This window comes from Fusobacterium sp., assembly GCF_030528405.1.
Classification (GTDB): Bacteria; Fusobacteriota; Fusobacteriia; order Fusobacteriales; family Fusobacteriaceae; genus Fusobacterium.
In genome coordinates this window covers 34,213-49,530 of sequence record NZ_JAUMYY010000009.1, presented here as the reverse complement: position 1 = coordinate 49,530, position 15,318 = coordinate 34,213, and the positions used below count along the sequence as shown (strand labels likewise).

Sequence of the window (15,318 nt, the reverse complement as noted above, 5' to 3'; positions counted from 1 at the left end):
GTACACTTATCTATGGAAAAATAAAAAAAATTAATCCTTTGATTTTAGGAGATTATGCAGCAGCTCCTTTCATATTAGGACAGGCTATAGGAAGATTTGGAAATTTAATGAATGGAGAGATACATGGGGTTCCAACTTTCACACCTTTTTCTGTTATTTTTAGTATAAAACCTAAATTTTTTGAATGGTATTCATACTATGAATCTTTGGATATATTTGAAAAAGGGAAATTTTCAGATTTAGTTCCCTGGGGTATAGTTTTTCCTCTGTCATCACCTGCTGGTCAAGAATTTCCTAATCTGGCATTGCACCCAGCTATGCTCTATGAATTGTTTTTAAATTTTATAGGTTTTTGCATAATTTGGTTTATACTTAGAAAAAAGGAAAGTTTAGCAACTGGAGCGCTTTGGTGGTCTTATATAATTTTATACTCCATCAATAGAATTATTGTAAGCTTTTTTAGAGCAGAAGATTTAATGATATGGGGACTTAGAGCTCCTCATTTAGTAAGTTTTATTATGATAATAGTTGCTTTATTATTTTTAAAATTAGGAGAAAAAAATAAAATTTAATCAAAAAATTTTTAAATTAAAAATAATTATTACTTTATCTGCACTTTTTTAAGTGCAGTTTTTTATTAACTATGGTATAATATTTTTTGTATGAAAATTTATAAAGAAATTTTTTCTTATTTATAATTAATGAAAAATTAAGAATAAATATAAAATAGGAGGAATAAAATGATAGCAACAGCTAATCTTGGAATGAGATTTTCAGGTAGAAAATTATTTGAAGATGTTAGTATAAAATTTACTCCAGGAAATTGTTATGGAGTTATAGGAGCAAATGGGGCAGGAAAATCTACATTTGTTAAAATTCTGTCAGGCGATCTAGAACCAACAGAAGGAGAAGTAATTTTTGATAAGAATAAGAGAATGTCTGTATTAAAACAAGAGCATTTTCAATATGAAGAAGAAGAAGTATTAAATGTGGTTTTGATGGGGAATAAAAAACTTTGGGATATAATGGTAGAAAAAAATGCTATCTATGCTAAGTCAGAATTTACTGATGAAGATGGTTTAAGAGCTGCTGAACTAGAAGGTGAATTTGCAGAACTGAATGGATGGGAGGCTGAGACAGAAGCAGAAACTTTGCTTATGGGATTAAAAATTGGTGTAGATCTACATCATAAACTTATGAAAGAACTAACTGAACCAGAGAAGGTAAAAGTTTTACTAGCACAGGCTCTATTTGGAGAACCAGATGTATTACTTCTAGATGAGCCTACAAATGGACTTGATGTAAAAGCAATTTCTTGGCTTGAAGAATTTATTATGAACTTAGAAAATTCAACAGTAATTGTAGTATCGCATGATAGACATTTTTTAAATAAAGTATGTACACATATAACAGATATAGATTATGGAAAAATAAAAATGTATGTTGGAAATTATGATTTCTGGTATGAATCAAATCAGTTGATGATACAATTGATCTCCAATAAAAATAAAAAATTAGAACAAAAAAGACAGGAATTACAAGAGTTTATAGCCAGATTTAGTGCTAATGCTTCAAAGTCAAAGCAGGCGACTTCAAGAAAAAAACAACTAGAAAAATTGCAACTTGAAGATATGCAAGTATCTAATAGAAAATATCCATTTATTGAATTTAAACCAGATAGAGAAGCTGGAAATAATATGTTAAAAGTAGAAAACTTGACAAAGAGTATTGACGGAGTAAAGGTTTTAGATAATGTTTCTTTCACTATTGAAACTGGAGATAAGGTTGTTTTTCTTGCTAAAAATGATTTAGTAAAAACTACTTTACTTAATATATTATCTGGAGAAATGGAAGCTGATTCAGGGACTTATACTTGGGGGGTTACAACCTCTCAAGCTTATATGCCAAGAGATAATTCTTCGTATTTTCAAGACCCTAATGTAAATTTAATTGAATGGTTAAGACCTTACTCACCAGATGATCATGAAGCTTTTATTAGAGGCTTTTTAGGCAGAATGTTATTCAGTGGAGAGGAATCTCTTAAAAAAGCTGTTGTTTTATCAGGAGGAGAAAAGGTAAGATGTATGTTATCTAAACTTATGCTTTCAGGTGCAAATGTTTTAATGTTTGATAATCCTAGTGACCATTTAGATTTGGAATCTATTACTTCTCTTAATAAAGCTCTTATTAAATTTAATGGAACAGTTTTGTTTGGAGCACATGATCATGAGTTTATACAAACTGTTGCAAATAGAATAATTGAAATTACACCTAAGGGTATTATTGATAAGGTTATTACTTATGATGAATATTTAGAAAATGAAGAAATTCAAAATAGATTGGATGAAATGTATAGTTAAATAAGATAAAAAAAGATCATTGCAAAAATTTTTTAAGTTTTAAAATGTAATGGTCTTTTTTAAATTATTTAAAATAAAATTTTAATAAAAATGCTATAATAAATATTAAGAAAGGCTTTATTCTTAGAAAACAAGGTGAAAAAATGTTTAATTTAGATTATATGAAAGATAAAGAAGTTATAAAAGAAGTTTTACGAATTTCTATTCCAGCTGTATTGGATGTTTTAGCTCAAACTCTTTTAGGAGCTTTTGATATGATGATGGTAGGAAGTTTGGGTTCTGCAGCAATAAGCTCTGTTGGAATAGGAAGCGCACCCTTTAATGCTATTTTACCTGCTATTATGTCTGTCGGAATTGGTGCAGCAGCTCTTATAAGTAGAGCTTTTGGTGCACAAAATAAAGAAGAAGCTAAAAGAGCAACTATTCAAAGTTTAATTATATCTGTTCCTTTGGGAATTTTTATAACTCTTATTTTTACTATTTTTTCAAGAGAGGTAATTTCTCTAGTAGCAAGAGATGAGAGTTTTGATTTAAGAAATGCGATAATATATCATAATATAAATGCACTTGGGTTTATTTTTATAGCTTTTAATGCAGTATTTTTTAGTGCTTTTAGAGCAATAAGTAGAACGAAAATTCCTATGATAGGAAATATTATATGTTTATTTATAAATGTAATTTTAAATTACTTTTTTATTTTTGTTTTAAAAATGGGGGTTGCAGGAGCAGCAATAGCAACAACGCTTGCAAGATCTTCTTTGACAATAATATCTTTTTATTTAGTATTTTATAAAAAATCTGAATGGATAAAATTGGGAAAAGTAGATCTTTTTATAGATTTACAAGTTATAAAAAGGGTAGTGAAAGTTGCTATACCAGCAGCAATTGAGCAACTTTCACTGAGAATAGGAATGCTTATATTTGAAATTATGGTAATTTCATTGGGGAGTTTAAGCTATTCGTCCCATAAAATAGCAAGTACAGCAGAAGCTTTTTCTTTTAGTTTGGGATTTGCTTTTTCATTTGCAGCAACGGCTCTTGTGGGACAAGAATTAGGAAGAGAGAACCCACAGAAAGCAATGAGAAATGGCTATATTTGTATGACTATGGGTTTAATTGTTATGTCTGCTATGGGATTAATATTCTTTATAGCACCTAAGCTTATAATAAGTCTATTTACAAAAGAAGTGGATGTTAGAATAGTTGCAAGCTCAGTGCTTAAAATAGTTTCTATATGTCAACCATTTTTAGCTGTGACCATGGTTTTAAGTGGAGCTTTAAGAGGAGCAGGAGCAACAAAATCTGTTTTATTAGTTACATTTTTAGGAATATTTTTGGTTAGAATACCTACAACTTATTTTTTTCTAAACATATTAAAAACAGGACTTATTGGTGCTTGGATAGTAATGACAATAGATTTAGCATTTAGAAGTATAATTATATTTTATATATTTAAAAAAGGAAGTTGGCAATATATAAAAGTTTAAAAATAGAGGTAAATGAAATGAAGATAAATTTTAGATATATAGATTATAACGATGAAAATAACAGACTTATTGCTACTGTTTATGACTATATTAAAGAAAATAATTTAATCATAACAGAAGATGGAATGTCTAAAAATTTTTTGTTTTCCTATGTTAATTCAAAAAAAATTAGAGTTTTTGATAATTTTTTATCTCTAGATGAATTTTTAGAAAAAATTTTTTTAAGTAATAAATATATACTGAAGGATATAAAAAGATTTTTAATTTTTTATGCTTCTTTGACTAAGGAAGTTAAAAATAATTTAAATATAAGAACATATTATGACTGTATTGAAATTGCTGATGATTTTTTTGACTTTTTTACTTATATAAAAGATAGAAAGATATTTAAAAAACTTAATTTATCAAAATGGCAAAAAGAAAAAATAGATATTTTTTATCAAATAAAAGAGGATTTCGATAAAAATTTGAATGAAAATAATTTTTTACCATTAGATTGGCTTTATACTAAGGAAAATCTCAATTTATTTTACTTAAAAAAATTCAAAAAAATAATTTTTTACGATGTTTTAGATTTCCCTCATAATTTTTTTGAAATACTTTTAGAAATTTCAAAATACTTAGAAATAGAAATTGTCTTACAAGTCAAAAAAGAAGATTATGATGAAAAAAAATTGAAATTGAAAGATCTGAATCTTCCAATTAGGAATATAAAATTAGGTTTGGTTGAATATAAGGACGATTTTGACTTATATAATCTTATCGAAAAAAATTTAAAAGAAAATAGTAAAGATGAAATACAAATCTATTCAGCAAATCTAAACACTACAGATAATTATTCTATTTTTTCTGAATCCAATAGGCATATTTTTAATGATACGAAATTATATAAGATCTTAGAAACATATATAAAAATATTAGAAACCATGGATCTGCAAAATAAAATGATTGATACTTTTAAGTTGAAAGATAGTTTATTTAATACAGCTTTTATGGAATTTTATGGTTTAGATATTGAGGATTATAAAAATTTTGAAAAGATTTTAGAAGATGATTACAGATATATTTCATATAACTTATTAGAAAAAGGTTATTTTGATTATTATTTTAAAGAAAATAAGAATCTTTTCAGTAAATTAAAATTAATTTTAAAAAATGCAGAAGAAATAGACAATATAAGCAATATAATAGAATTGAGTGAATATTTCAAAGAAAAGTTCTTTTCAAATGAAGCAGATATAAACTATTTTTTTGAAGGCAAGTATACAAGTATTTATGATAAATTTTATGAAATACTTGGTATTTTAAATTCAAATAAAAACATAGAATACTTTAAAAATTTTTCTAACTTTTTTGAAAAAAATATTGGAAAAAATATCTTTATTCTATTTTTTAATTATCTCAATAAGATAACTTTATATACAAATATAGATTCTATGGAAGAAGAAAGTAAGTTAAATTTAAAAGATCTATATTCAGCTAAATTTTTTTTACAGCAGCAAAGTAAAAAAAATCTCATTATCCATACAGATAATCAAAATTTAGCTAAATCAAAAAAGATAAATGCAATATTCACAGAACAGCAGAAAAATAAACTTGGTATAAAAAATTATGAAGATTTAATTTTAATTGAAAAGTATAGGACATTTCAAAATTTACTAAATTTTTCAGATGTAGAGATTTATTCTATAGTGGATTTAGATAACAATATTGATTTCTCATCTTTTATCTATGAATATGCAAATAGATATAATGCTTTTAAAAAGAGTTATAATGTAGATTTTATACAAAATCTTTTTGAAGAAAAAAATGACCTTTGTAAAAAGGATAAACCTTATTTTAGGGCATATAAAAAAGATGTGAATGACTTTAAAAATGGTATTTTAAAAATAGGAGCTTATGATTATACAGCACTTCTAGATGGAGAAACTTTTTTCTTTTTAGAGAAATTATGTAAACTTGGCTCACAACTTGAAGTTGAAGAGGTGAATGGCATTTCAGCTAAACTTTTGGGTATAATTCTACATAAAACAATGGAAGACTTGTTTAAAAAGAATTGGAAAGATGTGTTGTTATCGCCTGAAAATATTTTAATAAAAAAGGAAAATATATCTGAAACTTTAAGAAAAAATTTAAAAAAAGAAGAATTAAAAATAGAAAGTTTTATGAAAAATTATCTGGAAGAAATTTTAATTTTAAGATTGGAAAAAAATATTGAAAACTTTTTAAATTTTTTATATGAAGAGCTAAAAGATACTAAAATTTTAAGAATAGAGGTTGAAAAAACTGACAAAAAAGAATTAGCTTTTTGTGAAATAAATGGGATTCAAGTATTTTTTTCTGGAAGAGCAGATTTACTTATAGAAACAAGTAAGGCTAACTATATAATAGATTTTAAAACAGGACTAGCCGATAAAAGACAACTTGAATTTTATGCTGTAATGTTTTATGGAGATAGAAATATTTCTGTTCCTATTTATAGTTTTTCATATAATTTTTGGAAAGAAGATGAGCAAGACAATATAGAACTTGAAAAAAATAAAATAGCAGATTTAAATGGATTAAAAAATCAAATAAAAGAAAATATTGAAAAATTTTTAGGCTCTTCTATTTATGAGTTACCTAAAAAAAGTAAATTGAAAGAAAATAAATTTGATTTTAAAAAGTCCTATAATTACAAATATTTATGTCCTCTTGATAAAATACAGGGTGATGAAAATGAGTAAATTAGTTTTAAAAGCAAGTGCTGGGACTGGAAAAACTTATAGATTATCTTTAGAATATTTAGTGGCTCTTTTTAAAGGCATAGAGTATAGAAATATATTAGTTATGACTTTTACTAAAAAAGCTACAGCTGAAATAAAAAAAGAAGTTTTAGAAAAAATATCAAGTTTTATTGAAGTTTATAAGTTAATTCAAGATAAAGATTTTAGTTTAGAAAAAGTTATAGAAAATTCAGCGTGGGAAGATAAGAAAAAAGAAGATTTCTTAATTTTATTGAAAAATGTAGAAAAGATATTAAAAGAAAAAATTACTAAAGATAAACTTTCTAAACTTTATCTTGTTTATGAAGATATTATAAAAAATAAAGAAAATATAAAAATATATACTATAGATTCATTTTTAAATATTATCTTCAAAAATATAGTTATAAATTTCTTAAAGATAAAATCATATACTATGATAGAAGATGAAGAAAATGACTATTACTATAAAAAAATATTGGAAAATATATTTAAAGATAAGAATTTATTTTATGAATTTAAAGAATTTTTTAATGAAAATTCAGAAAAAAATATAGATACTTATATAAACATAATTAGAAGTCTAATTGATGGAAGATGGAAATACCTACTTTCTTTATCTGAATTTCAAAATTTTTATTCTAAAGAAAGATTAAAAATTGATAAAACAAGTTTTGAATTTTTAAAAGATATATTTGACTATATTCAAAATGAATGTCAGAAGGATTTAGAAGAAGTTTTGAAAAAAGACTATAAAAAATATATTGAAAAATCTGATGAGGATTTGAAAAGATTATTTTTTATAAATTTCAAAAAGCTTTTGGATAATGAAACTTTAATTGATGGAAGGAAAATAAAAGGTGAAGCTAAAGAAAATATAGCAGAAATTTATTTAAATTTAAAGGAAAGTTTAGCGAAAGAAATATATAATGAGATTTTAATTCCTTATGAAAAAAAACTTATGGATTTAAGTAAAGAAATTTATAAAATGTATGATGAATTGAAAGTAAGAGATAGGAAGTTCACCTTTAATGATATTTCTATCTATACCTATGTAACAGTTTTCAAAGCCGACAATCTTTTAATTGATGGGCAAGGGCTAACAAGGTTTTTTTTTGAAAATCTTGATATGCAGATAGATACAGTTTTTGTTGATGAGTTTCAAGATACAAGTGTTTTACAATGGAAGATACTATTTGAAATAATTAAACAAGCTAAGGATGTTATCTGTGTTGGAGATGAAAAACAAAGCATATATGGTTGGAGAGGTGGAGAGAAAAAACTTTTTGAAAATCTTGAGAATATAATAGATGCTGAGTGCGAAAATATGAATATTTCATATAGAAGTGATATAAATATTGTGAGTTATACTAACAATATTTTTAAGAAAATTAGTGAAAATAATCCTGATTGGAAGTTCAAAAATAGTACTGCTAACTCTAGGAAAAATGGTTTTGTGAAATGTATATATTTTGAAAAAACAAAGGATGAAGAAATTTCACTTGCACAAAAGTTAGTTGATGAATTAAAAAATACTTCTTTAAAAAATTATTCGGATATAGCTATAATTGCAAGAACTAATAATGAATTAATTGAAATTGCAAGTATATTAGAGGATGAAAAAATTCCATATATTTTAAGTACTAAAAAAGAAATTAAAGATTTGAGTGGAATATTTGAGTACTTAGAATTTTTAAAATATTTGATATATGATAAAGAACTATCATTATTTAATTTTTTAGCATCTGATCTGAGCTCTTTTGGTACTGAAGAAATTGAGTTTTTATTAAAATCAAAGGTTAAAACCTTAAACTACTTAAATGATATTGAGGAATCTGCTTTTGAAAAAACATTATCGAAAAAAATTTTAATAGTATTAAATAAGATAAAAAATTTAAAAAAGACATATAAAACTCTAAATTCCCAAGAGTTGACATATAAAATTTTTGAAGAATTTAATTTTTTAAGAGTTTTTAATAAGGATTTTGAATTAAAAAATTTAGCAGAAGCTTATTTATTAGCAAAAAAATATGAAAATATTTTAGAGCTTCTAAAAGCTTATGACAATAAGGAAATAAATTTTTCTGAAAATATTTTAGAAAATGAAGCGATTCAGCTTATGACTATACATAAATCTAAAGGACTACAGTTTAAAACAGTCTTTATTCTAAATAAACTCGAAAATAGAAAATCTAATGACTTCGACTTTATATTTTCTATGAATACAACATACGATAAAGTCCTTTTTAGTCTTTTTGTAAAAAATGGCTATGGAAAAGTTGTAGAGAATTGTTTCAAAGAAGAGATTGAAGATTTTAAAAGGGCTCAGGAAGAAGAAAAAATAAATAATCTTTATGTTGCTATAACAAGGGCAAAGAATAATCTAATAATAATTACTGAAAATCCTAAATATTTAGATAATTTCGAAAAAGGAAATTTACAGCTTTTTGAAACTGAGGATTCTAAAATTCAAGAAAACACAAAAAATTATAGTTTAAAATATGAGAGACTTTTATTTTTAGAAAAAGAAAAGATGGAAGTTAATGAAACCAAATTTCAGCTTAAAACTGAAGAAAAAAGAATGCTGGGCATACTTATACACTATTTTCTTGAAAACATAAAAAATGGCACCGAGGAAGAAATAGAATATTCAATTCAACTTTGTTATAAAAATTATCTATCATATTTTGGGGAAGAAAAATTAAGAAAAATCTTTTCAAAAGAAAATATAGAACGAATTTTAAATATAGCTGGAGATATTTTTTCTGATAAATGGAATTACATTTATTCTGAATATGAAATATATGACTCCGAGAATAAAAAATCATATAGAATAGATAGGCTTATGATAAAAGATGACGAAGCACATTTAGGAAATGGAGAGATATATATAGTTGACTATAAAACAGGAGCTAAAAACGAAGAGCAGTTAGAAAATTATAAAAGACTTCTTCAAGAAAATTTTGGTGATGAGATAAAAAATTATAAAATTAGAACTAAATTCCTAGAGTTTAGTATTGAATATTAAAATAGGTGATGAAAAGATGTTTAAGATACATTCAAACTATTTACCAATGGGAGATCAACCAACAGCAATTGATGAAATAGTTGAAAATATTAAAAAAGGAGTCAAGGATCAAGTTTTATTGGGAGTAACAGGTTCAGGAAAAACTTTTACTATTGCTAATGTAATAGAGAGATTGCAAAGACCAGCACTCATAATAGCTCCTAATAAAACTCTAGCTGCACAATTGTATTCTGAATATAAAAAATTTTTTCCAGAAAATGCAGTGGAGTACTTTGTATCCTACTATGACTATTATCAACCAGAGGCATATATAAAAACAACAGATACTTATATAGAAAAAGATTCTTCTGTAAATGATGAAATTGATAAGTTGCGTAATGCAGCAACTGCCGCATTAATACATAGAAGAGATGTAATAATTGTTGCTTCTGTTTCATCAATTTATGGTTTAGGTTCTCCTGTAACATATAAAAAGATGACTATTCCTATAGATAGAAAAACAGGAATTAAAAGAAATGAATTGATAAAAAAATTAATTTCTTTGAGATACGAGAGAAATGATATAGCTTTTGAAAGAGGTAAGTTTAGAATAAAGGGCGATGTAATTGATGTTTATCCTTCATATATGAATAATGGTTATAGATTGGAGTTTTGGGGAGATGATTTAGAAGAGATTTCAGAAATAAATACTCTTACAGGGCAAAAATTAAAGAAGTCTTTAGAAAGGATAGTTATTTATCCTGCAACACAATATTTAACAGAAGATGGTGACAATGAGAGAATAGTTAGAGAAATAAAAGAAGATTTAAAAAATGAAGTAAAAGCTTTTGAAAGTGAGAATAAACTTCTGGAAGCACAGAGATTAAAACAAAGAACGGAATATGATATAGAAATGATAACTGAAATAGGTTATTGTAAGGGTATAGAAAATTATTCGAGATACTTATCAAGTAAGAAAGCAGGAGAAACCCCTGACACTCTCTTTGAATACTTTCCAAGAGATTTTTTGCTTTTTATTGATGAGTCACATATTACTATACCACAGATCAGAGGAATGTATAATGGAGATAGATCAAGAAAGGAAGCGCTTGTTGAAAATGGTTTTAGATTAAAAGCTGCCCTTGATAACAGACCTTTAAGATTTGAAGAATTTAGGGAAAAGTCCAATCAAACTGTTTTTATTTCAGCGACTCCTGGAGATTTTGAAATTGATATGTCTAATGGTTTTGTATCAGAGCAACTTATAAGGCCTACAGGAATTATAGATCCAGAGATAGAGATAAGACCAATATCAAATCAAGTTGACGATCTTTTAGAAGAAATTAGAAATAGAGTAATTAAGAAAGAAAGAGTCCTAGTGACAACTCTTACAAAAAAACTAGCTGAAGAGTTGACAGAATATTATATAGAACTTGGAGTAAAAGTTAGATATATGCATTCTGATATAGACACTCTTGAAAGAATAGAAATAATTAGAGCTTTAAGAAAAGGAGAAATAGATGTTCTAATAGGTATAAATTTATTAAGAGAAGGTTTAGATATTCCAGAAGTTTCTTTAGTAGCTATACTTGAAGCAGATAAAGAAGGTTTTTTAAGAAGTAGAAGATCTCTTGTTCAAACTATAGGAAGAGCTGCAAGAAATGTAGAAGGCAGAGTTATTTTATACGCTGATATAATTACAGACTCTATGAAAGAAGCTATGACTGAAACACAGAGAAGAAGAAAAAAACAAATGGAATACAATCAATACAATAATATAAACCCTAAGTCTATTGTAAAAGAAATTTCAGAAGATTTAATAAATCTTGACTATGGAATTGAGCAGAAAAAATTAAATGAAACTAAAAAAATATTTAAAAATAGAAACGATATAGAAAAAGAGATAGCAAAAATTGAAAAGAAAATAAAAAAATTAGTTGAAGAATTAGACTTTGAAACAGCAATAACTCTAAGAGATGAAATGTTAAAATTAAGAGAACTACTTTTGGAATTTTAAAAATATTTTTTGAAAAGAAGCCCCAATTTTTATTTTATTCAGTATAATTAAAAACTGTTATAAAATTCAAGGGCTCTTTTTTTATTACCTTAATAATGTATTGAAAAAAATTATAAAAAGAGTATAATTAGTATACAAAAATATTTGTTTATCGTTATTTTTATATTTTAAAGGAGGTGCATAAAATGAATAGGGATTTTGAAAAATCTAATATTTTGTTTATTTTAAAATATTCTGGTCATCATAAATATAAAATTTTATTTTCAGCTATTTTTAGTATTGTTTCTTCAATTTTAAGACTGTCATTATATATTTTACTCTATTATATTTTAGTGGAATTGACTTCTTTTAAGCCTAATAAAATACTATTAGAAAAAGTTATTAAGTACACTATGTTGGCAGTTGTTCTCTCTGTTTTATTTCAAATATTATGTTTAGCTATGTCCCATATGGCTGCTTTTTCAATATTATATGAAATTAGAAAAAAAGTTGTAAATCATTTAGGAAAAATAAATTTAGGTTTCTTTAGAAAAAATTCCATAGGGCAGATAAAGAAAGCTGTTGATGAGGATATAGAAAAATTGGAACTCTTCATAGCTCACCAAATTCCAGATTTGATGGAAGCTATAGTAGTTCCTATTGCGATTATTATTTATTTGTTTACTATAAATTGGATCTTGGCTTTAGCACTATTTATTCCATTTTTCATTTCATTGTATATACAAGCTTCTATGTTTAAAGGTTATGGTCAACGAATAGAACTTTATAATAAAATGCTAAAAAAATTACATGCAACCATAGTTCAATATATAAATGCTATGAACATATTGAAGACCTTTAACCTAACAGCCAAAAATTTTAAAATATATAAAAATACCGTTAATGAGTATTTAAAAATATGGAAGGAAATGTGTGATTTAACAATTGGAAAATATAGCTTTGGAAGTGCAATTATAGACGCTGGAGGTCTTCTTATCTGCATATCTATAGGAGGTTTGCTTTACTTAAAAGGGCTTTTAGCTTTTCCAGGTTTAGTTATGTTTTTATTGTTAGGTACAGTTTTTTTAATTTCATTTATAAAAATAATGAACCTAGGGACAAATTTAGCTGTACTTTTAGTTGGTGCAGAGAATGTGAGAAAAATATTAGAATATCCTATACAAAAAGATAGTGATGTAGAATTAAAAGAAATAGAAAGTGGAGAAATAGAGTTTAAAAATGTAACTTTTTGCTATGATAAGGTTGAAGTCTTAAAAGACTTTAATTTAAAATTTAAGGCTAAGAAAATGACAGCTTTAGTAGGACATTCAGGTAGTGGAAAAACAACTATAGGAATGTTAATTGGAAGATTTTGGGATGTTGAAGAGGGAGAAATTTTAATAGATGGTATAAATATAAAAGATAAGTCTCTTGAAAATATTATGAAAAATATAGCTTTTGTTTTTCAAGATACTTTTATGCTTAATGATACAGTTTATAAAAATATTTCAATGGGAATGAATGTAACAAAAGAAGAAGTTATAGAAGCATGTAAAAAAGCACAGATACATGATTTTATAATGCAGATGGAAATGGGATATGAAACTCTTCTAGGTGAGGATTCTGGAATAAAACTTTCAGGTGGAGAAAAACAAAGAATTTCAATAGCCAGAGCCATTTTAAAAAATGCAAAGATAATAGTCTTGGATGAAATAACTTCATATTCAGATGTTGAAAATGAAAAACTTATACAGTCATCTATAGATAATTTATTAAAAGGCAAGACATCGATAATTATTGCCCATAGATTGTATACTATAAAAAATGCTGACAATATTGTCGTACTTGACAATGGAAAAGTAATAGAGGAAGGAAGTCATAAAAGGTTACTTGAAAAAGAAGGATTATATAAAAAACTTTGGTCTATGAACTTGGAAGGTGAGCAGTATGTTTAAAAATATTAAAAAGCTAATCGGAGAGAAAGACTATGGTACTTTTATGAAGGCAGTAAAGATTCTAATGTTGGATGCTATATGTCATGCTTTTGTATATAGTACACTTTTTCTTATGCTAACAGATCTAATAAATCAAGCTGTCAGTTTCAAGAAAATAAGTATATATTCTTTACTAATAATAATTATGATATATGTAAGATACAAAATTTTAAGAAAGGGAAATTTTATCGCTTTTGCAGAAGGAGCAGAAATTATAGCAAATCTTAGAATTAAAATGGGAGATCATATAAAAAAATTAAATATGGGATATTTTAGCAAAAATAATGTAGGAGAACTTACTAATATTTTATCAAATGATTTAAACGATTTTGAAATGTTAATTACACACCATATGCCAGAGTTGGTTAAGCATTTTATACTTATGTTATATCTATCTGTTTATCTAATATTTTTCGACACTTATCTTGGAGGGATTCAATCAGGAACTCTTTTTATAATTTTGCCTATAAGTTATTTTTGTTCAAAAAAAATAAAGGAAGTTGGTAAGAGAGCAAAAAAAGTTAGAGCAAAAATGTTGGCTAGAATAATGGAATATTCAGCAGGAATAGAAGTTTTTAAAACTTATAATATGACAGGAGAGCGTTTTAATAAATTGGAAAAAGCTTTAAATGATGTGAAACAAGAATCAATAAATGTTGAGTTAAGTGGTGTTCCATATATTTTACCTATGCATATATTCAGTCTACTTATGTATCCAGTTGTTTTATATATTGCTTCTCAAAGATATTTCAGTGATAATATGAGTATACAAAATTTAATAATGTTTGTAATTATATCCTTAGCTTTTACAAATGTAGAACTTAATTTTTCAACTGTATTTGTTATATCAAGATATTTTATGCTTTCAGTAGATAAATTACTTTCAGTTTTAGATACAGAAGAAATTTCTTATAGAGTTGATGATTATAAGTTTTCTAATTATAATATAGAATTTAAAGATGTTAATTTTTCATATATAAAAGGTAAAGAAGTTCTTAAAAATATAAATTTTATAGCAAAAGAAGGAGAAATGACAGCTTTAATTGGAAAAAGTGGTTTTGGGAAAACTACTATTCTAAATTTAATTACAAGATTTTTTGATATTGATTCTGGTGAAATAAAAATTGGGGATTATAATATAAAAAATATTTATCCAGATAGCTTGTTAAAAAATATAAGTATGGTTTTCCAAGATGTTTATTTGATACAGGATAGCATTTATGAAAATATAAAAATTGGAAAAATTGACGCAACAGAAGAAGAAATTATTCAAGCTGCAAAAATGGCTAATTGTCATGAATTTATTGAAAAACTGGAAGGAGGTTATAATACTTATGTTCATGAAGGAGGAGCTACACTTTCAGGAGGAGAAAAACAAAGAATTTCAATAGCCAGAGCTTTTCTAAAAAATGCCCCTATTATTTTATTGGATGAAGCTACTGCTTCACTTGATGTGGATAATGAGTATATAGTTCAAAAATCTATTAGAAACCTAATAAAAGGAAAAACTGTAATAGTTATTGCACATAGATTAAATACAATAAAAGATGCTGATCAAATTATTGTTTTTGATAAGGGAAGTATAATTGAAAAAGGTAAACATGAAGAATTAGTTTTATTAAATGGTGAGTATAAAAAAATGTATACTACAATGTTGGAAGTTAAGGAAATAGAATTTTTAAAAGATAAGAAAAATTTATAAAGAACATATTAGTTGAATATAAGAAGTT

At 25.5% G+C, this 15,318-nt stretch carries 8 protein-coding genes; all 8 read left to right on the top strand.

Going from position 1 to position 15,318, the window contains the following annotated elements; genetic code table 11:
• Positions 1-572 (top strand): prolipoprotein diacylglyceryl transferase (locus Q4A58_RS02715; RefSeq protein ID WP_303116406.1); only part of this gene is annotated, 572 nt, incomplete at its 5' end.
• 168 nt (positions 573-740) lie between these two features.
• A complete protein-coding gene (locus Q4A58_RS02710) occupies positions 741-2,360 on the top strand; it encodes an ABC-F family ATP-binding cassette domain-containing protein (RefSeq protein ID WP_303116405.1) in 1,620 nt (539 codons plus the stop codon).
• Positions 2,361-2,503: 143 nt separating this feature from the next.
• Positions 2,504-3,847: an MATE family efflux transporter gene (locus tag Q4A58_RS02705; RefSeq protein WP_303116404.1), complete on the top strand. Its 1,344-nt coding sequence runs from the start codon at positions 2,504-2,506 to the stop codon at positions 3,845-3,847.
• A 17-nt stretch (positions 3,848-3,864) separates the two neighbouring features.
• Positions 3,865-6,573 carry a PD-(D/E)XK nuclease family protein gene (locus tag Q4A58_RS02700; protein ID WP_303116402.1) on the top strand — a complete coding sequence of 903 codons (2,709 nt, stop codon included), beginning with the start codon at positions 3,865-3,867 and terminating at the stop codon, positions 6,571-6,573.
• Entirely contained in the window at positions 6,557-9,619 is a 3,063-nt protein-coding gene (locus Q4A58_RS02695; RefSeq protein WP_303116400.1) for an exodeoxyribonuclease V subunit beta, read from the top strand. Before Q4A58_RS02700 ends, Q4A58_RS02695 begins: the two co-directional genes overlap by 17 nt.
• 16 nt (positions 9,620-9,635) lie before the next feature.
• Positions 9,636-11,615, top strand: coding sequence for an excinuclease ABC subunit UvrB (gene uvrB, locus Q4A58_RS02690; protein WP_303116398.1), 1,980 nt, complete (start codon positions 9,636-9,638; stop codon positions 11,613-11,615).
• 185 nt (positions 11,616-11,800) lie between these two features.
• Entirely contained in the window at positions 11,801-13,549 is a 1,749-nt protein-coding gene (locus Q4A58_RS02685) for an ABC transporter ATP-binding protein (protein WP_303116396.1), read from the top strand.
• A complete protein-coding gene (locus Q4A58_RS02680; RefSeq protein WP_303116394.1) occupies positions 13,542-15,290 on the top strand; it encodes an ABC transporter ATP-binding protein in 1,749 nt (582 codons plus the stop codon). The genes Q4A58_RS02685 and Q4A58_RS02680 overlap by 8 nt, the downstream gene beginning before the upstream one ends.
• Positions 15,291-15,318: the final 28 nt, after the last annotated feature.